Source organism: Mycolicibacterium llatzerense, assembly GCF_025331195.1.
Taxonomy (GTDB): domain Bacteria; phylum Actinomycetota; class Actinomycetes; order Mycobacteriales; family Mycobacteriaceae; genus Mycobacterium; species Mycobacterium llatzerense.
The window spans coordinates 300,789-317,777 of the sequence record NZ_LXOV01000001.1; the positions used below are offsets into that span (position 1 = coordinate 300,789).

A 16,989-nucleotide genomic window follows, 5' to 3' on the forward strand; every position below is an offset into this window, starting at 1 on the left:
TTTCGTTGAGCTACTTCGTAGCAATTTTGAATCTATAATAAAATAATGACCTATGGGGGTCAACGCTGCCGCCGCGGCGACAGTGTCAGCCCAGTTCGTTACCCACTACCGCGGCGAGCGATACGCACGCTCCCGGCCGCCCACCGAGATTGTGCGTCAATGCCATTCGAGGCTCGGCCAGTTGCCTATCGCCGGCCTCACCACGGAATTGCAGCCAGCATTCATAGAGCATGCGCAGCCCGCTGGCGCCGACCGGATGGCCGAACGACTTGAGGCCGCCGTCGACATTGACCGGCAACCGTCCGTCGGCGTCGAACTCACCGGCGAGGCTGGCCCGCCAGGCATCGCCCCGGTCGACGAACCCCAGATCCTCCATGAGCACCAGCTCCGTCGGAGTGAAGCAGTCATGCACCTCCGCGAAAGAGATTTCCGCACGCGGGTTCTCGATCCCGGCCTGCGCATACGCGTCGCGTGCCGATCGGACGACTTCGGGGAAGGTGGTGAAGTCGTAACCGGGGTCCACCGCGCCCCGGCCCGGACCGGCCGCCAGCGCAATACCTTTCACGTACATGGGCTGGTCGGTGTACTCGGCTGCGCGTTCTGCGGGAACGATGACCGCGCACGCCGCGCCGTCGGACACTCCCGAGCAGTCGAACACACCCAGCCGTCCGGCGACGATGGGCGCGTTCGCGATCTTCTCCTTGGAGACCTCTGAACGGAACTGCGCCTTCGGGTTTCGCGCCCCGTTGCGATGGTTCTTCCACGCCACGTGCGTCATCGCATCGCGCATCGCGGCGGGGTCGACACCGTAGCGGGCGCAGTAGGCCGGGTCGAGCAACGAGAACGCCGCCGGCGCGGTGAGCGAAAGCTCCGAAGCGGTACCGTCACCCGGCGGATCGCCCCGCAGCAGTCCCGAGTAGCCCGAGTCTTTCAGCTTCTCGACCCCCACGGCCACCACCATGTCGTAGGCACCGGACGCGACGGCGAAGCAGGCGTTGCGGAAGGACTCGGATCCACTGGCGCAATAGTTTTCGACCCGCGTCACCGGGGTGTAGTCCAAGGCCAGCGCCTTGCTGACAGTGAGCCCACTCTGGCCGGTGGCCAGAGTGCCCAGCCAGTACGCGCCGACGCCGGCCCGATCCAGCTTCGGGTTGGCCGTGAAGCATTCATCGATCGCCTCGATGATGAGGTCTTCGGCAGACGCACCGAACCGTTCGCCGAATCGGGTGCATCCCATGCCCACCACAGCGACCTTGTCGCGGATGCCGGTGCTACTCACAGGAGTTTCGCCTTCCAGAAGTAGTTGTGGACACCGCCCGCGCTGTGCAGACAGCGGAACGTCAATCCAACGCGTGAGCCGACAGCGATGCGGTCGGCTCCACCGTCCGCGAGCTCGAGGGTGTAGCGGCCGCCGCCGTCGAAGTCGACGACTGCGCCGACGACGGGCGGCGCAAGCGAGTAGGCAAGCCGGTCCACCGTGAAGGTCGCGACGGTCCCGGCCTCCGCACGCAGCGGCCGCCGCGTCATCTGATCGACGACGCCGCACCTCTTGCAGACCCGCACCGGCGGTAGATGAACGAACGAACAAGCAGTGCAGCAGCTCGCGGTAAAACCGAACTTCCAATCGCGCTCGCGAGCAGACGGCGGCGCTGCGACCCGGTCGGGTTCCGGTCGCCGCGGCGGCTCCTGCTCGAGCAGTCCGCGCCACGTCAGGTACGTCAGGTAGTCGACGTCGGCACCGGCCGCAAGCTGCTCGGCCACAGAGACCGCCTGACGCCGGACCTGCGCGGTGACGCGCAGGGCGATGGCGTCGGCCCCGTCCGCCGCCGAGATCACCAGGATCGTCTCGTCGGGTTGCGCGACGTCCAGCACGTTCGCCAGTGCGATGCCCAGATCAGCGACGCCTGCGTGGCCTACGGGCGACGTCGTGAACGTACGCGCGGCCCATTTCCGGACCGCGATGTTCGGTGACACCACGACCACGTGATCCGGGTCGTCGACCCCGATCTGGGAGCGCACCGTTTCGATCAGCGGCAGATACTCCTCGAAACCGAAGCGTTCCTCCCACTGCGCGCCCGCACCGCCGGGGACGCGCCAGCGGTCGAGGAATTCTGCTGTCACGCCGGCATATCCGATGATGTCGGCGATCGTGTCAGTGTCGCCGAACAGGAAGGCCGCCGCGGCGTCGGCACCGTCCTTCTCGTCGGAGGAGCCGGCACGCCCGACCCGGACATCGGACAGCACCGCCATACCGCCCGACGCGGACGCGGCCCGGAATGCCGCGACGGCGCTGCGCGCTGACCCCACCAGGTCGACCGCAAGCGCGCCAGGCGACAGGCCGAGCGCGGCGTGGATGGCGGTGGCGTTCGCCTTGTCCGCGTACGCAGGCGTGGTGGACGAGAAATACAGGGCGCCGGCCGGTCTGTTGCCGAGAGCGGCCTGCGCGGCGGCGACACCCAGCGTCGTGCTGTCCTCATCGAACGATGCGACGACTCGACGGCCCCGCAACCGGTGCGACGGCAGATACGTGGCGTACGAGACGATTCCGGTCATGGCGCCTCGATGATCGCCGCCATGCCCTGCCCGCCGCCGATGCACATCGCCTCCAAGGCGTATTTGCCTCCGCGGCGGCGCAGTTCGTGCGACAGCGTGGCCAGGATCCGCACGCCGGTCGCGCCGATCGGATGCCCGAGTGAGATGCCGGAGCCGTTGACGTTGAGCCGATCGAGATCGTCGAATCCCCAGCCCTTCATCACTGCCAGCACCTGAACGGCGAACGCCTCGTTCAGCTCGACCAGATCCATGTCATCGAACGACAACCCGGTGCGGGAAAAGAGTTTTGCCACCGCCGGCACCGGGCCGATACCCATCACCCGCGGTTCACAGCCTGCCGCGGCCCAGCCACGCAGGAAGGCGAGCGGCTCCAGACCCAGCTCGTCGAGCCGGTCCTCGGCGACCACCAGACACGCCGCGGCAGCATCGTTCTGCTGGCTGGAGTTCCCGGCAGTCACGGTGCCGCCAGGTGTGATCGGGCGAAGTCTCGCCAACGAATCGGCGGTGGTATCAGGGCGGATGCCTTCGTCTTTCGCGAAGACGATCGGATCACCCTTCCTCTGCGGCACCTCGACCGGTACCACCTCGTCGCTGAACCGTCCGGATTCCCATGCGGCTGCGGCACGTTGGTGACTACGAGCGGCGAACTCGTCGGCGGCGGATCGGGAGATGCTGTACTCGGTCGCGAGGTTCTCGGCGGTTTCGATCATTCCGCTGATCGCTCCGAACCGCCAAGCCGGCTGCGAGCGTTCCCGTCCCCGATCCAAGCGGTCGTAGAGCGTCGCATTGCCCGACCTCGAACCCCACCGTGTCGATTGGGTGTAGTACTCGATGTTGCTCATGCTCTCGACGCCGCCGGCGAGGACGACGTCGGCAGCTCCGGTCTGCACCATCATCGCGGCGGTCACCACCGCCTGCAATCCGCCGCCACACCGACGGTCGGTCTGAAAACCGGGCAATTCCACCGGCAGACCGGCATCCAGTGCTGCCCACCGGCCGATACAGGGCGCTTCGGAATTGGCGTACGACTGTGCCATTGCCACGTCGTCGATCCGCGCCGGATCGATACCCGACGTCTCCACCACGGCTTTCAGGATCGTGGACGCCAACCGCTCGGCGGGCACAGAACGCAGCGCTCCGCCGAACGTGCCGACCGGGGTACGCAGTGGGTTCACGATCGCCGCGCGTCTCATGATGTTCCTTCCAACAAGGCTTCTCGGTGTTCGGGATGTGCGATCTCGATCATGCGGCGGCGCCGCAGCGCCAATGGCTGCCCGCGTAGATCCGCGATGCCGTATTCGGTGACGAAGATTCCGGCGTCCGCCCGCGCTGTCGACACCGGCCCGGACAACGCCGCGACGATCCGGCTCGCGGGTAGCGCGACGATGGGCAGTCCGCCCGATGACCGCGCCGCGGCACGCAGAAAGTCTGCCGCGCCGCCGACCGCACCGACGTACGTCCCGCCGGCGATCTCGGCATTGACCTGACCGGTCACATCGACCTCGACCGCTGAGTTGACGGCCACGAACTTTTCCTGTGCCGCAAGCACATCGGGGTCATGGGTGTAGGACGCCGGGCGCAACGCGATCGCCGGATTGCAATGCGCGAACTCGAACAGGCGGCGGGTACCGATGAGAAACGCCGCGACCCCACCGCCGGCCGCCCCGACCTCGATGAGACCGGCAGCGCCGTCACTGAGCTGCCCCGAATGAAACCTCAGGTCGCGCCTGTCTTTCAGTTCGCCCAACATCAATTCGGGGACGGCGCCGATGCCCAGCTGCAAGGTCGCGCCGTCCTCGACCAGACCGGCGGCCAGCTCGGCGATCCGTATCGTGGTCGCGTCCACACGACCCGCCGGCGCCTCCACCGGCGGCCGCGAGCTCTCCACCAGCACATCGATGTCAGCGGCGGTCAGATAGCGCGAGCCGGCGACGAAAGGAACCTGGTCGTTCACCTCGGCGATCACCACTCGCGCGACATCGATTGCGGCGGTGAGATAGTCATGCGCCAGGCCCAGGCTGTGATTGCCGTCCACGTCGGGCGGCGATACCTGCACGAGCACCACGTCCGCTCGCAGCGGTCCGTGTGACACCAGCCAAGGCAGCGTCGAGTAGTGGCCCGGATAGATGTCGAGCACGCCCACCTGCGCCAACGCGCGGTTCGCTCCGGTCCCGCAATAGCTGACGAACCGGATGTGATCGGCGTGCTCGGGCTTCGCAGTGCCGGCAAATTGGATACCCAGGAAAGCCGTTATGCCGCCGAGGGACTCACGCTGCGCCGTGAGCGCCTCGGTGAGGGTCAGGGGCTCCGCACAAGCCTGCCCCCAGACGACCGTGTCGCCTGGACGAATGTGTGCGCTGAGGTCGATCATCCTTCTTTCCATCGGTCTGCGGACGGGTCGAGCAATTTCTGCATGTGCCCGTCCGGCAGCCACACGATGGTCTCGAGTTCAAGTGCGTCGAGGAAACGCACGCGCCCGGTCTTGAGGTCGGTCAACGACAGCCGGGGACTGTTCCCGACGCGGTCGACTCGCACCGCGACCTGGGCGAACTCGTTGTGGACGACGTCGCCGGCATCCATCAGATCAGGAATCCCAGAGTCGGCAACGCCTCGTCGTAATTCACCAGCAGCACCGTTTTCCGGGCCAACTTCAGCTCGCCGTCGACACGTCGCAGCACGTAGGTGACCCGGCCGGCCCAGGTCTCGATGCCGCGTGACTTCGATTCGTAGAGCACGAAGTTCGCGCCGACGGTCGACTCGTCACCCTCCGCCTCCAGGATTTCGATGTTGGAGATGATCCGGCGCAGGTTCGATGCCGGCGCTTGCGCGTACCGCTTGCCGGTGCGCAACTGCTGCAACCGCGTCGAGATCCGACGGCGGTTGTCGTAGATGACCGACACGTGGTGCTCCGGGTCGGCAAGCGATCCCGCGGCAGGCACCCAATACAGCGCGTCGTCGGTCCACAAGGCCTCCCACGCGTCGTATTCGTGCTCGTCCGCAAAGCGGGCCTCGCGGTAGATGAACTGCTCGAGCTCGCGCAGGTCTACTCCGGTCGACGTCGTCATCATGGCTCCATCAGCGTCTTGTAGTGCGCCCAGAAGGCGCGCATGGCCGTCTCATCCGTGGCGCCACCGATCTGAAAGCCGTTCTCGTCCTGGCGCTCCCGGACGGTGCCCCGGCGGATGTCGAGCCATTCGGGCAGCAGTTGCGCGACGCCGGCCTGGTTGCGCTCGTACATCTCGGTGTCGTCTGCGAGCAGCATTCCGGCCGGTCCAACCGATCCGATGGACTGCGAGAGCATGCGCTTGTTGAGCTCTGGCGCCCCCTCCAGCTGAACGGCGGTCGAGTATTGGATGCACTCACCGGCGGACAACGGCTGGATGTTGAACACCTGAATCTCGGCGATGAAGAGGTTCGGAAACACCATCACGTGCGGGCCACCCTCGATGAGGATCTGCTCGGCCGCGTCGCCGTGAACTGCTCGCATTCTGGCCACGTAGTCAGGGACCCGTTCGGCCGTCGTGCCGAACCATCGCATCGGTTCGGCGAACTTGCGGAATTCCGGCCGGAGGTCGTTCTCGCTGTGCCCGTTTCCGAGCGCACGTGTGACGGCGGTGGACTTGTCGCTGTAGAGCGGGCCGATGGTGCTGCCGGTCACCGAGAAGATCGAGCCGTGCACGAACTGCGGGTGGTAGCCGTCGGTCTCGTTCTCCGCCAGCAGCTTCCAGTTGGCGCGGGTCTTGTGCTTGAGCCAGCCGGCGTCGAGCCGCACCTGGCCTGCCGGCGACAGGCGCGCCAGCCGGTCCATCTCACCGGCAGCGGCGCCGAGGTGCTCTAGCAGCGGCGGTACGTCGGGGTTGAAACTGCCGAACACGAAGCCGTGGTAGCTGTCGACTTTCGGCAGGCGTCCGAGGCCCAGGTCCAGCTTCTCGTCGCCGTAGCCCTTCTTGAACGGGTAGCCGACCAGCGCACCGTCATTGCGGTACGTCCAGCCGTGATACGGGCAACGGAACGATCCCGAGTTGCCGCTCGCGTCGTCGCACACCAGGTTGCCGCGGTGGGCGCAGCGGTTCACCAGCAGGTGGACGTCGCCGGCACGGCTCCGGGTCATGATGATGTCCTGCGGGCCGATCTGCTTGCGCACGTAGTCATTCGGCTGCGCGATTTCGCTCTCGTGGCCGACGAACACCCAGCCGCCGTACCAGATGCGCTCCAGCTCTTCGGCGAAGATGGCGGGGTCGGTGTACAGCGAGCCGTGCACGCGGGTCGGCTCGATGAGCCGTGAATAGTCGACAGCGGTGGTCATGGCTTCTCCTCAGCAGCCCCGGAATCGGGGCGGACGACGGTCATGGAAAGCGGCGACGCCTTCGTCGAAGTCCTCGGTGTCGAACAGGCGAACTGCCACGTCGACCTCGTGGTCGAGCATCGCCAGCGGCGCACCGGGCCAACGGGTCAATGCCCCTTTGATCTCGCGGACCGCAAGCGGCGCGAGTGCCGAGATCCGCTCGGCGTCAGCAAGTGCCGATGTCAGCGTCGAACCCGACGGCACGAGCGCATCGACGAGGCCGAGCTCAAAGGCCTCCGCGCCAGACAGCTTCTGCGGCAACAGCATCAGCTGCCGCGCCTTTGCCGGACCGACCCGTGCGGGCAGTGATGCGAAAATGCCCATGTCGCCGGCCAGGCCGACACCCGTGAAGGCCGTGGAGAACACCGCGTCCTCGGCGGCGACCACTCGGTCGCAGGCCAGCGCCAGCGAGACACCGGCGCCGAACGCGGCACCTTCCACCGCGGCGACGACCGGTGTGCCACCGGTCCAGATGGCCCGCACCACCCGTGCCGCGGCTTCGGCACGCGGCCGGCTCTCGGCCTCCGGCATCCGGCGCATGGTCGAAATGTCACCGCCGGCACAGAAGCTCGCGCCCGCACCCGTCAGCACCACAGCCCGAATATTGCTGTCGGCCATGGCATCTTCGAGGTGATCGGCCAGCGCCACGCGCAGTGGTATGTCGATCGCATTCCGCCGGTCGGGCCGATTCAGCGTGATGACCCGGGTGTGCCCGTGATCAGCGGTCGTTACAACGTCGTCCATGTCATTTCCCGGTGAACCGAGGCGGCCGCCGCTCGATGACGGCAGCCAGCCCTTCACGTGAGTCTGCTGTGCCGGACAGCTCGGCCACGGTGCGAGCCTCCTCGCCCAGTCGCTGCACCACGCCGGCGCCCACGCCGCCCCACATCAGCCGCTTGGTCGCCCCCACAGCCTTGGGCGCCATCTCGGTGAATTGTGCCGCAAAGGAAGTCAATTCATCACCGAGCTGGTCGTCGGACACGACCTTGGTGAGCAGGCCGATGTCGAGGGCCTGCTGTGCTGACAGTGTCGGATTGGTGAGCACGATCTCCATGGCCTTGCGGAGCCCGACAAGTTGAGTGAGGGTCACCGATACACCGGCGTCGGGCGCCATCCCGACACGGACCGCACCCGACATGAACTTCGCGGACTCGGTGGCGATGACGAAATCCGATGCGCAGACCAGCCCGAATCCGCCACCGCCCGCGGCGAATCCGTGTACTCCGGCGATTACCGGTACCTGCAGCTGGAGCAGTGCATCGACGGCCAGCTGCAGCCATGCGGTGGCCTCGCGCAGGTAATCCGGCAGCGCCTCACCCTTGGAAGCGAATGTTCGAACGTCGCCGCCGGCGCAGAAGTTCTTGCCTTCGCCGGTGATGACGACGGCGCGGATGGCGGGATTGCCGTGGCATTGCATGATCACGGCGTGCAGCGCCTGCAGGAAAGGCACATTCATGCCGTTGGCAGCCTCGGGCCGGTTCAGCCGCAACCGCGCGACGCCGTCGTCCGCGACGTCGAGAAGCACCAATTGCTCAGCCACGCCCTACCCCTGTTCCGGTCACCGCGACGTGGTCCAGCACCGCCTCGCGCTCCAATGCCAACCCCTCATCGAGGGGTTGCCGCAACCCCTGGTAGATCAGGGCCTTGCTGCGCGCGAGCGCAGTGCGGTCCCTGGTCGCCAGCCGCTCGGCAAAGGCTGTTACGGCCGAGTCGAATTCGTCACTCGCGAACACGCGGTACGCCAGTCCCCAGTCGAGTGCTTGGGCGGCCGTCAGGCTGTCGGCGGTGAGAATGTGGGCGAGCGCTCGTTGCCGGCCGACCAGTCGCGGCAGTCGCTGCGTGCCACCGCCACCCGGAATCTGACCGAACTTCGCGTGGATGTCGGCAAGCACGGCATTTTCGTGCAGGAGCACGATGTCGGCTGCCTGGATGAGTTCGAAGCCTCCGGCGGTCGCGAAACCTTCGACCGCGCAGATCACCGGTACGGGCAGCATTTCGATGATCGCGCAGGCACGCCGGAAGTTGTCGAAGAGCTCGGCCATCGCAGCGCGGCCGAGCGCGCGCAGACGTCCCAATTCATGGAAATCCCCTCCTGCGCAGAAGTTCCCGCCGGCGCCGCGCACCACGACAACGTCAGCGAGGGCAGCGGCCTCGTGCAACGCGTCTTCCAACGCAGCCCCGAGGGCGACGGTGATGGCGTTGCGCTGTTCGGGCCGGTTCAAGGTGACGGTGGCCACCTTGCCGGATACCTCGAGCAGAACCGGCTTCGTCACGCGTAGTACCGCGCAATGGATTCGAGGACACACGCCGGCTTGTCGGAGCCTTCGATCTCGATGGTCGTCGTCAGCTGCCCCTGGACACCGCCGGGCACGACGGTCACCGGTCCGACCACGGCAGCAGCCCGGATCTTCGAACCGACCGGCACCGGCGAGACGAAGCGCACCTTGTTGTAGCCGTAGTTCACCGCCATCTGCACACCTTCAACGGTGTAGAGATCGTGAACCAGCACCGGCGTCAGCGACAGGGTCAGTAGACCATGGGCGATCGCGGTGCCGAATGGTCCCTGCGCGGCCCGCTCCGGATCGACGTGAATCCACTGATGATCGCCTGTCGCATCGGCGAACTTGTTCACGCGCTCCTGATCGATCGTCAGCCAACCGGTGGGACCCAACGACGTCCCCTCCGCTGCCGCGAATTCCTCGATGCTCCGAAAAACCTTCACGCACATCACCTCCGTACCTCTCTCACTTTTGAATATAGATTAAAACTTGGGAGTTGGTCAATGACGCTTCGGGGCACCGGCAGGCGTTGGACACCGGCAGGAGCAACCGTCCGCGTGCCCTGGGGAACGTTTGCCCGCCGTTCCCCATATAGTTGAACGATGGCTAGAAAATCGGCCCAAGCTCTGGCGTCGGAAGACGGCAGTGACGCGGACTCCAAGTCGGCGCGCACCCGTCGGCGCATCCTCGATGCCGCAGCGCACGTACTGAGTACCAAGGGTTATGCGGGCACTCGCCTCACCGACGTTGCCGAGCACGCGGAACTTCAGGCGCCGGCGATCTATTACTACTTCCCCTCGCGCGAAGATCTGATCGAAGAGGTGATGTGGAGCGGCATCGCCGACATGGCACGGCACCTGCAGACGGTCCTCGACGAGCTGCCCTCCGAAACTGCGCCGTTAGACCGGATTCTCGTTGCCGTCGAGACACACCTGCGCCACGAACTCGAGCTGTCCGACTACGCCACCGCGTCGATCCGCAACAGCGGCCAGGTCCCCGAGCACCTGCGGGCCCGGCAGCTGGCGGAGGAAGCCACCTACTCCGCCATATGGCGCAAGCTCCTCAGAGCGGCCCATGCAGAGGGCCAGCTGCGCGACGACCTCGATCTGACCGTCGCACAGCTCCTGATCATCGGATCGCTCAACTGGGCGGCCGAATGGTGGACACCCCGCCGCGGGTCCGTGGACTCGGTCGTCCGCAACGCGACGACATTCGTCCGCAACGCGATCGCCGAACCCGGCGCCGACGAGGACGTATCGCCGCGTCACAAACGCGCCAAGTAACTCATCGGCCGGTGAAGCGCGGCTTTCGCTTCGCGACGAACGCGGTGATGGCGTCGCCGGCATCGGCGCTTCCGCCCAACACTCGCATCGACTCAGTCTCTGCCAGTAGCTGCTCGGACAGGTCACGGCTCCAGGTCTCACGCAGCAACGCCCGCATGCGCCCAAAGGCACGCGTGGGTCCAGACGCCAGCTCTGAAGCTAGTTGTGTTGCGCGCGAGCGTAGTTCGTCTGCGGGAACCACCGCATTGACCATCCCCCAGCGCAACGCGTCGGCCGCGGTGATCGGGGTGTTGCGCAGGTACACCTCGGCAGCTCGCCGCGCACCGATCAGACGCGGTAGATGCCACGTGCCACCGCCGTCGCCGGAAAGGCCGAGGTCGGCAAATCCGGTCACGAACTTCGTGCCTTCGGCGGCGACGACGAGATCGGCGGCATATACGTAACCGAGGCCGCCGCCGGCGACGGCGCCGTGTGCGGCGGTCACGATCGGCGCGTCGATTCGGCTCAGTATCCGGAACGCTTCGTGAAACGGGCTGGTCATGCGCGCGAACAACGAACCGAATCGATCGGGGGGTGTGCTCACGAAATAGTCGATATCGCCACCGACGGTCAGCGCAGGTCCGTTGCCGCAGATGAGCACGGCCCGCACGGCGGAATCTTCGGCGATCTGCTGGGCGACCCGAAGGGTCTCCTCACCCATCCGCATGTCGATGGCGTTGCGCGCCTCGGGCCGGTTGAGGCACATTGTCGCGACGCCGTCGCGTACGGCGTAGTCGATCACCGATGGCTCGGCGGCCGCTTCCAACGCGGCAATCCAGGAAGCGCTGTCGGTGAGCTGATCCAACCGCACGATCGTGCCATCTGCGGCGAACGTCAGGACGTGAACGAACTCGGCCTCCAGCCGGTTACCCGACGCGCGGCCATGGCCGCGGTACCGGCCCCGCACAAACAGTCGTCCGTCATCCAGGCGGCGCATCTCATCGGGATGCGCCTCTGCCACGTAGTGACGCCCGATCCGCCACCAGAAGTCCCGTTGCATCTCGTCAGGCCCCGAGTGCTCGCCACCGAGGTCCAGCGGCAGGCCCGCTGTGGTGTGGCCGACAAACCCCGGATGCAACAGAACTGCGAGCGTGTCTCGGTCGCCCCCGCGCAATGCCTCGTACAACCGTTGCGCGGCATCGGCATTGGCGGTCAATGTGGAGTCAGTCCCGGTCAATGCAGTTTTCCTTCCAATTGGCCGCCCGACGGCAGCGGTTCGTCGTTGCGGACCCGCGCCAAGAGCCGGACAGCCCTGTCGATCACGGGCTTGTCGACCATGCAGCCATCGACGACGCATGCCGCTCCTCCGCCGACCGCCGCAGCGTCCAGGACGCGGTGCGCCCAGGCCTGTTCCGCCGACGAGGGCTGGAACTCAGCGTTGACGATCGCCACCTGCCGGGGGTGGATGCAGAGCTTGCCTCCGAACCCCAATTGCCCGGCGTGGGCAGCGTCGTCGCGGACCGCCTCGTCGTCGTGCACGGCAGTGGTCACCCCGTCCCATGGTGCGGGCCGCCGCGCGGCAGCGGCCGCGAGTACGACAGAGCTGCGCGCATGAAGCAGTGCCTGTCGATCGTCGGGACGAATGCCGAGTTCCGCGCTGAGATCGATACTCCCGAAAGCCACGGCGGCGATCCGATTGGCTGCACAGATCTCCCCGGCCGCCAGGACGCCCAACGCCGTCTCGATGAGAGCAATCAGCGGGATTCGGCTGGGCAGCAGGCGCGCGACCGTCGAGACATGTTCAGCGCTGGAGGTTTTCGGCAACATGACGGCGCACTGGTGCGCCGCCGCCATGGCGACGTCGTCGTCAAACCACGGGGTGCCGGTCCCGTTGATCCGGACGACGGCCTGCCGTCCGGTACCGAGCCATCGATCTACCGCGTCACGAGCAGTACTCTTCGCGTCCGGCGCCACCGCGTCCTCGAGGTCGAGCACGACGAGATCGGCCCCGCATGCGGCGGCTTTGGTGAATCGGTCGGGACGATCGCCCGGCACGAACAGCACACTGCGTGCGCAATCGAGGTTCTCAATGCGTCGTTCCATCGTGACGCGCAGCCTAACACCATTTTCAAATCTGTGTTAAATTAAATTAGTTGCCCATGAAACCACCCGGAGGACGCCGAGATGCCTGCCCTAAGTACCTCAGGTGTCGGGTCCCCGCACGAATTGATCGCCGATCACGTGGTCCGGGTGCCGCTGCCGTTGCCGCTGCCCGACCTCACGTCGGTCAACGCGTACCTCATTCTCGGCGGCGACGGTGTCACCCTCATCGACCCCGGTTGGGATTACGCGCATTCCGAAGCCGTATTGATCGATGCTCTCCGCCGGATCGATGCCGGGCCGTCCGACGTCAGACAAATCCTGGTGACCCACCAACATTGGGACCACTATTCGCTCGCCCTGCGGTGGAGCGGCACCTACGACGCGGAATTGATGCTGGGATACGAAGAGCGGCACAGCATCGAAGCCTTCTCGGCGCTGCCCGGCGTTCATCCGACGCAGGTCGGGATGCTCAGGACCAGCGGAGCACCCCACCTCGCACGTGCCGTCGAAGAGCTGGCGTGGGAACCGTACGAACGCGGTATCGCGTTCACGCCGCCGGACCGGTGGTTGATGGATGGTGGCGTGATCGACTGTGGCGGTGCGTCGGTCGTCGCACGGTTCACTCCGGGCCACACCCGCGGACACATGGTCTTCGATGACGTCGACCACCAGATGGTGTTCACCGGCGACCATCTGCTGCCCCGGATCACACCCTCGATAGCTTTCGAACGAGCGCCCGAGGCATTGCCCCTGCGGTCCTACCTGTCCTCGCTGCGGTTGTTCCTCCAACTGCCGCAGTCCCGGATGCTGCCGGCGCACGGCCCAGCGGACCGGCGCACCGGCGATCGCGCTCAAGAACTGCTCGATCATCACCGCGAACGGCTGGCGCGCGTCGCCGAATTCGTAGCCGCCGGCTCGTCCACAGCGTTCGACGTTGCGACGCAGATGCGCTGGACCCGGCACCAACGCACACTCGACGAACTCGACGTCGTGCATCAGATGACGGCTGTGCTCGAGGTCGCCGCTCATCTGGATCTGCTTGTCACACAACACCTGCTGTCCAGTCGGGCCGAAGCGGGTGTCACCGTGTTCGCCGTCGCCTAGTCAGTGAACGCGGCACCGCCGGAACGCAACTCCTGCACGAGGCGGAATTTCTGCACCTTGCCGGTCAGGGTCGTCGGCAGCTGGTCCGTACGGTAGAACACCACGCGTTTCGGCACTTTGAAACGGGCGAGGTTGGCGCGACAGATCGCCATGATCTCCTGCTCGGTGATGACTCCGCCCGGTACCGGAACCACAACTACACAACCGATCTCGCCCCAGCGATCGTCGGTCAATCCGATCGCGAAGACCTGGCTGATGTCGGGGTGACCAGCGAGGAGATCTTCAATCTCCTTGGGCATCACCAATTCTCCGCCGCTCTTGTACATGTCTTTACTGCGGCCGGTGACCTGCAGGTAGCCATCTGCGCGCCGGCAGCCGAGGTCACCCGACCACAACCAGCCCAGGCGGAGCGCTGCCGACGTTTCGGCGGCACGGTTCCAGTATCCGAGCATGGTGGACGGCCCGCTCGACAACAGTTCCCCTTCGACGCCGGCCTCGACATCGGCACCGGTGGTGGGGTCCACCACCCGGTAGGTGACCAACGCGTCGGTGCCCGCGACACCGGCGGCGCCGGCCAGTTTCGGACGACCGACCGTCTGCGAGGTCAACGACAGAGCGTCCTCAGGCAACGTGAGAGTCATGGCACCGCCGCATTCGGTCATCCCGTAGCCGGTGACGATCTCACTCACACCGAAGTCACGTTCGATCTGCTGCCACAACCAAATCGGTGCAGGCGCAGAACCGCACAGGATCGCAGACAACGAGGAGAGATCGAAGCTCGACCGAGCCGGGCTCTCCACCATGGCCACTGCCATCGTCGGCACGCAGAGGATGTCGGTGGCGTGGTGATGCTGAATGCCTCGGAAATAGCCTTCGGCACTGAACCTCTGCTGCAAGACCGCGGCCCCACCCACGAACATCACCGATAGCAGACCCTCGACGTAACCGAACATGTGATAACACGGCAACGAGAACAGGATTCGCCGGCCATGTTCATATGCGCGTGTCAGCGCAGATGCGAATGCCGTGCGCAGGACACCGTCGTGTGAGGTGACCACACCCTTGGGCGACCCCGTCGTTCCCGAGGTGTAGAGGATGTCGCCAGGTGCACGCGGATCACTTTGGGAGAGCACATGATCCGCCGTGTCCGCGCCCGGCTCGGCGAGGTCCGCCACCGACCGCACGCCCGCTCGGCGCGGACGGTCGGTTTCGAGGACGACGACATGACGCAGCGCGGCGAGCGAGTCGGACGAATCGGCGCGACCCGCAAAACCGTCGTGATCCCAGCCGGGAACGATGTCGTCCAACATCGATTGGTAGTCCAGTTCCCCGAAACCGGTCATGGTGACCAACACCCGGCACCCGGAATCCCCAAGCACGAAGGCCAATTCGTCGCGGCGGTACAGGTAGTTGAACGGCACCGCGATGGCCCCGACCCGGGCGATCGCAAATTTCACCGTCACGAATTCCGGATAGTTGGCCATGACCAGGCCAACTCGGTCGCCCGGTCGCACCCCGAGTGCCATCAGACCCGCCGCCAACCGCCGCGATTCGACGGCGACGTGCTCATAGGTCAGGCAATCATCATCGGACAGCACAAACGGGCGCGAGGCATACCGGGCAGCGCAGTCATCGAGCCAGCCATCCAGTGTGCGCTCACGCCATACGGGAAAGCGCGCGAGCAGTTCGTCGCGCCGGGCCGCTATCGCCTTGGTATCGCTCATAGTTCGTGGAGTTCACCGCGCCTGATCGCCGCTGTCAGCGCGTGGCGTTGCACCTTGCCGGTCGCCGTGGTCGGGTACGTGTCGACGACGAACCAGCGGGCCGGCAGTTTGTATGCGGGCAGGCGTTCGCGCGCATGATCGACCAGATCGGTTCTGAGACCGATGTGAGCGGGGTTGGTCAACCGACACACCACGGCGACGATCTCGCCGAGCCGCTCGTCGGGGACGCCCACCGCGACGGCCTCACTCACGCCCTCATGGGCAGCGACGGCATGTTCGATCTCCGCCGGAGCGATGTTCTCGCCGCCGCGAATGATCAATTCCTTCAGACGCCCCGTGACAGACACGAACCCGCGCGAATCCATGGTGCCGAGGTCGCCGGTGCGGACAAAGTTGTCCGGGTCGAGCGAACGCGCGGTGGCATCGGGGTCGTGCAGATACTCGACGAACTGCTGATAGCCCCGAGCGCAGATCTCCCCGATCTGGCCGACGGGTGCGGTGCCTCCGGTCTCCGGATCGACAATCTTGCAGTCGACCTGAGGCAACGGCCGGCCGACCGTGGACAGCCGCTCGTCCCGGGTGTCGGTTGGCCGGGTCATTGTCAGCACGGGGGCCAGCTCGGTCTGCCCGTAGAGGTTGAACACGCCGGCCCCGAAAACTGCTACGGCGCTGTCGATCAAGTGCGGGGATACCATCGCGGCACCGCCCATGATCACACGCAATGGTGGCGGTCGTTGCCGACTGGCCTCCTGCGCAGCCAGCAGCGCGCTCAGTATGGTCGGCACGTAGAACAGCACCGAGGCTTCCTCGGCACGCAGTGTGTCCAGGACCGCATGCGCGACGAATCGTTCGCAGACGACCGCGGTGCCACCCATCCACAGCGGCCCGAGCGTCGCGATCACGCATCCGGCGGTATGAAACAACGGCAACGGGTTCACACATACGGCGGCCGTGCCGATTCCAGCAGCCTCCATCGTCAACTTCGCCACGTTCACCAGCGCGTGATGAGTGAGCACAACGCCCTTCGGCCGCCCTGTGGTGCCCGATGTGTACTGCAGCATGACGGGGCGGTCCGGATCAACCGGGGCACGTGCGATGACGTCATGGTCGATGTCATCGGGTCGCCAGATGGCGCTGTCCGACAACGATATTCGGCGAAGCCCCGAAATTCTGTCGCACACCTCCCCTGCGACTTCCGCCATGGCGTAGCCGCGACTGGTGTCGGCGTGCAGCAATACGACTGCGCCGCAATGGCGTAACGCATACTCGAGGTCGGCTGCCGGCAGGACCGGATTGAGTGCGACGAGCACCACGCCGGCCAACGCGGCACCGTATTGGATGGTTGTCCATTCCAGGACGTTGGGCGCCCACAGGGCCACGTAGTCGCCGGGCTGCGCGATACGTCGCAGACCCGTGGCCACCCGGCACGCCTCATCGAACAATTCGCGATAGGTCAGCCGGGCCAGATTCTCGGTACCGTGCCGCACGGCTACGAGCGCTTCGCGGTCCGGGTACTGCGCAGCACGATCAGCCAGTAGCGCACCCACGGTGAAATCGACAAGTGGCACACTGTGATCGGCCGGCCAGTAGGACTCCGTCAGCGTCATGTCTGCCACCGA

General features: G+C 65.9%; 17 protein-coding genes. 2 read left to right on the top strand and 15 right to left on the bottom strand.

Going from position 1 to position 16,989, the window contains the following annotated elements; translation table 11 throughout:
* Window positions 1-85 precede the first annotated feature (85 nt).
* From A7G45_RS01715 to A7G45_RS01765, 11 genes are read right to left on the bottom strand one after another with little or no spacing between them, the layout of a single operon-like run.
* The gene (locus tag A7G45_RS01715; RefSeq protein ID WP_260932910.1) at window positions 86-1,279 is read right to left on the bottom strand and encodes an acetyl-CoA acetyltransferase; all 1,194 of its coding nucleotides are present in this window, start codon (window positions 1,277-1,279) and stop codon (window positions 86-88) included.
* Entirely contained in the window at window positions 1,276-2,553 is a 1,278-nt protein-coding gene (locus A7G45_RS01720) for an OB-fold domain-containing protein (protein WP_260932912.1), read from the bottom strand. The genes A7G45_RS01715 and A7G45_RS01720 overlap by 4 nt, the downstream gene beginning before the upstream one ends.
* Window positions 2,550-3,746 carry an acetyl-CoA C-acetyltransferase gene (locus tag A7G45_RS01725; protein ID WP_260932916.1) on the bottom strand — a complete coding sequence of 399 codons (1,197 nt, stop codon included), beginning with the start codon at window positions 3,744-3,746 and terminating at the stop codon, window positions 2,550-2,552. Before A7G45_RS01725 ends, A7G45_RS01720 begins: the two co-directional genes overlap by 4 nt.
* Entirely contained in the window at window positions 3,743-4,924 is a 1,182-nt protein-coding gene (locus tag A7G45_RS01730; RefSeq protein WP_260932917.1) for an acetyl-CoA hydrolase/transferase family protein, read from the bottom strand. The genes A7G45_RS01725 and A7G45_RS01730 overlap by 4 nt, the downstream gene beginning before the upstream one ends.
* Window positions 4,921-5,133 (bottom strand): hypothetical protein, encoded by a 213-nt coding sequence (locus A7G45_RS01735; RefSeq protein ID WP_043983981.1) that lies wholly within the window; start codon window positions 5,131-5,133, stop codon window positions 4,921-4,923. The genes A7G45_RS01730 and A7G45_RS01735 overlap by 4 nt, the downstream gene beginning before the upstream one ends.
* The gene (locus A7G45_RS01740; RefSeq protein WP_110788917.1) at window positions 5,133-5,618 is read right to left on the bottom strand and encodes an aromatic-ring-hydroxylating dioxygenase subunit beta; all 486 of its coding nucleotides are present in this window, start codon (window positions 5,616-5,618) and stop codon (window positions 5,133-5,135) included. Before A7G45_RS01740 ends, A7G45_RS01735 begins: the two co-directional genes overlap by 1 nt.
* On the bottom strand, window positions 5,618-6,859 hold the full coding sequence (locus A7G45_RS01745) for an aromatic ring-hydroxylating oxygenase subunit alpha (protein WP_043983978.1): 1,242 nt from the start codon (window positions 6,857-6,859) through the stop codon (window positions 5,618-5,620). The genes A7G45_RS01740 and A7G45_RS01745 overlap by 1 nt, the downstream gene beginning before the upstream one ends.
* Before the next feature lie 9 nt (window positions 6,860-6,868).
* A complete protein-coding gene (locus tag A7G45_RS01750; RefSeq protein ID WP_260932924.1) occupies window positions 6,869-7,642 on the bottom strand; it encodes an enoyl-CoA hydratase/isomerase family protein in 774 nt (257 codons plus the stop codon).
* A gap of 1 nt (window position 7,643) precedes the next feature.
* A complete protein-coding gene (locus A7G45_RS01755; RefSeq protein ID WP_260932927.1) occupies window positions 7,644-8,438 on the bottom strand; it encodes an enoyl-CoA hydratase/isomerase family protein in 795 nt (264 codons plus the stop codon).
* Window positions 8,431-9,171 carry an enoyl-CoA hydratase/isomerase family protein gene (locus A7G45_RS01760; RefSeq protein ID WP_260932929.1) on the bottom strand — a complete coding sequence of 247 codons (741 nt, stop codon included), beginning with the start codon at window positions 9,169-9,171 and terminating at the stop codon, window positions 8,431-8,433. The genes A7G45_RS01755 and A7G45_RS01760 overlap by 8 nt, the downstream gene beginning before the upstream one ends.
* Entirely contained in the window at window positions 9,168-9,626 is a 459-nt protein-coding gene (locus tag A7G45_RS01765) for a MaoC family dehydratase (RefSeq protein ID WP_276554702.1), read from the bottom strand. Before A7G45_RS01765 ends, A7G45_RS01760 begins: the two co-directional genes overlap by 4 nt.
* Before the next feature lie 153 nt (window positions 9,627-9,779).
* Here A7G45_RS01765 and A7G45_RS01770 point away from each other — a divergent pair, with 153 nt between their 5' ends.
* The gene (locus A7G45_RS01770) at window positions 9,780-10,460 is read left to right on the top strand and encodes a TetR/AcrR family transcriptional regulator (RefSeq protein WP_043983974.1); all 681 of its coding nucleotides are present in this window, start codon (window positions 9,780-9,782) and stop codon (window positions 10,458-10,460) included.
* A 1-nt stretch (window position 10,461) separates the two neighbouring features.
* On the opposite strand, the gene A7G45_RS01775 is transcribed toward A7G45_RS01770, so the two are convergent.
* Both A7G45_RS01775 and A7G45_RS01780 read right to left on the bottom strand, forming a co-directional pair.
* The gene (locus A7G45_RS01775) at window positions 10,462-11,676 is read right to left on the bottom strand and encodes an enoyl-CoA hydratase-related protein (RefSeq protein WP_192830159.1); all 1,215 of its coding nucleotides are present in this window, start codon (window positions 11,674-11,676) and stop codon (window positions 10,462-10,464) included.
* The gene (locus tag A7G45_RS01780) at window positions 11,673-12,542 is read right to left on the bottom strand and encodes an HpcH/HpaI aldolase/citrate lyase family protein (RefSeq protein ID WP_260932938.1); all 870 of its coding nucleotides are present in this window, start codon (window positions 12,540-12,542) and stop codon (window positions 11,673-11,675) included. Before A7G45_RS01780 ends, A7G45_RS01775 begins: the two co-directional genes overlap by 4 nt.
* Window positions 12,543-12,623: 81 nt before the next feature.
* On the opposite strand from A7G45_RS01780, the gene A7G45_RS01785 reads away from it, so the two are divergent.
* Window positions 12,624-13,646 (top strand): MBL fold metallo-hydrolase, encoded by a 1,023-nt coding sequence (locus A7G45_RS01785; protein WP_260932940.1) that lies wholly within the window; start codon window positions 12,624-12,626, stop codon window positions 13,644-13,646.
* On the opposite strand, the gene A7G45_RS01790 is transcribed toward A7G45_RS01785, so the two are convergent.
* Window positions 13,643-15,370, bottom strand: a complete 1,728-nt coding sequence (locus tag A7G45_RS01790) for a class I adenylate-forming enzyme family protein (protein WP_260932942.1) — start codon at window positions 15,368-15,370, stop codon at window positions 13,643-13,645. The genes A7G45_RS01785 and A7G45_RS01790 overlap by 4 nt on opposite strands.
* On the bottom strand, window positions 15,367-16,977 hold the full coding sequence (locus tag A7G45_RS01795; protein ID WP_260932945.1) for a class I adenylate-forming enzyme family protein: 1,611 nt from the start codon (window positions 16,975-16,977) through the stop codon (window positions 15,367-15,369). The genes A7G45_RS01790 and A7G45_RS01795 overlap by 4 nt, the downstream gene beginning before the upstream one ends.
* Between the last annotated feature and the right edge of the window lie 12 nt (window positions 16,978-16,989).

Coding starts and splice junctions, on each gene's coding strand:
- A7G45_RS01770 (WP_043983974.1), top strand. CDS start 9,780: ATGGCTAGAAAATCGGCCCAAGCTCTGGCGTCGGAAGACGGCAGTGAC.
- A7G45_RS01765 (WP_276554702.1), bottom strand. CDS start 9,626: ATGTGCGTGAAGGTTTTTCGGAGCATCGAGGAATTCGCGGCAGCGGAG.
- A7G45_RS01720 (WP_260932912.1), bottom strand. CDS start 2,553: ATGACCGGAATCGTCTCGTACGCCACGTATCTGCCGTCGCACCGGTTG.
- A7G45_RS01745 (WP_043983978.1), bottom strand. CDS start 6,859: ATGACCACCGCTGTCGACTATTCACGGCTCATCGAGCCGACCCGCGTG.
- A7G45_RS01795 (WP_260932945.1), bottom strand. CDS start 16,977: ATGACGCTGACGGAGTCCTACTGGCCGGCCGATCACAGTGTGCCACTT.
- A7G45_RS01740 (WP_110788917.1), bottom strand. CDS start 5,618: ATGACGACGTCGACCGGAGTAGACCTGCGCGAGCTCGAGCAGTTCATC.
- A7G45_RS01780 (WP_260932938.1), bottom strand. CDS start 12,542: ATGGAACGACGCATTGAGAACCTCGATTGCGCACGCAGTGTGCTGTTC.
- A7G45_RS01790 (WP_260932942.1), bottom strand. CDS start 15,370: ATGAGCGATACCAAGGCGATAGCGGCCCGGCGCGACGAACTGCTCGCG.
- A7G45_RS01730 (WP_260932917.1), bottom strand. CDS start 4,924: ATGATCGACCTCAGCGCACACATTCGTCCAGGCGACACGGTCGTCTGG.
- A7G45_RS01725 (WP_260932916.1), bottom strand. CDS start 3,746: ATGAGACGCGCGGCGATCGTGAACCCACTGCGTACCCCGGTCGGCACG.
- A7G45_RS01735 (WP_043983981.1), bottom strand. CDS start 5,133: ATGGATGCCGGCGACGTCGTCCACAACGAGTTCGCCCAGGTCGCGGTG.
- A7G45_RS01785 (WP_260932940.1), top strand. CDS start 12,624: ATGCCTGCCCTAAGTACCTCAGGTGTCGGGTCCCCGCACGAATTGATC.
- A7G45_RS01750 (WP_260932924.1), bottom strand. CDS start 7,642: ATGGACGACGTTGTAACGACCGCTGATCACGGGCACACCCGGGTCATC.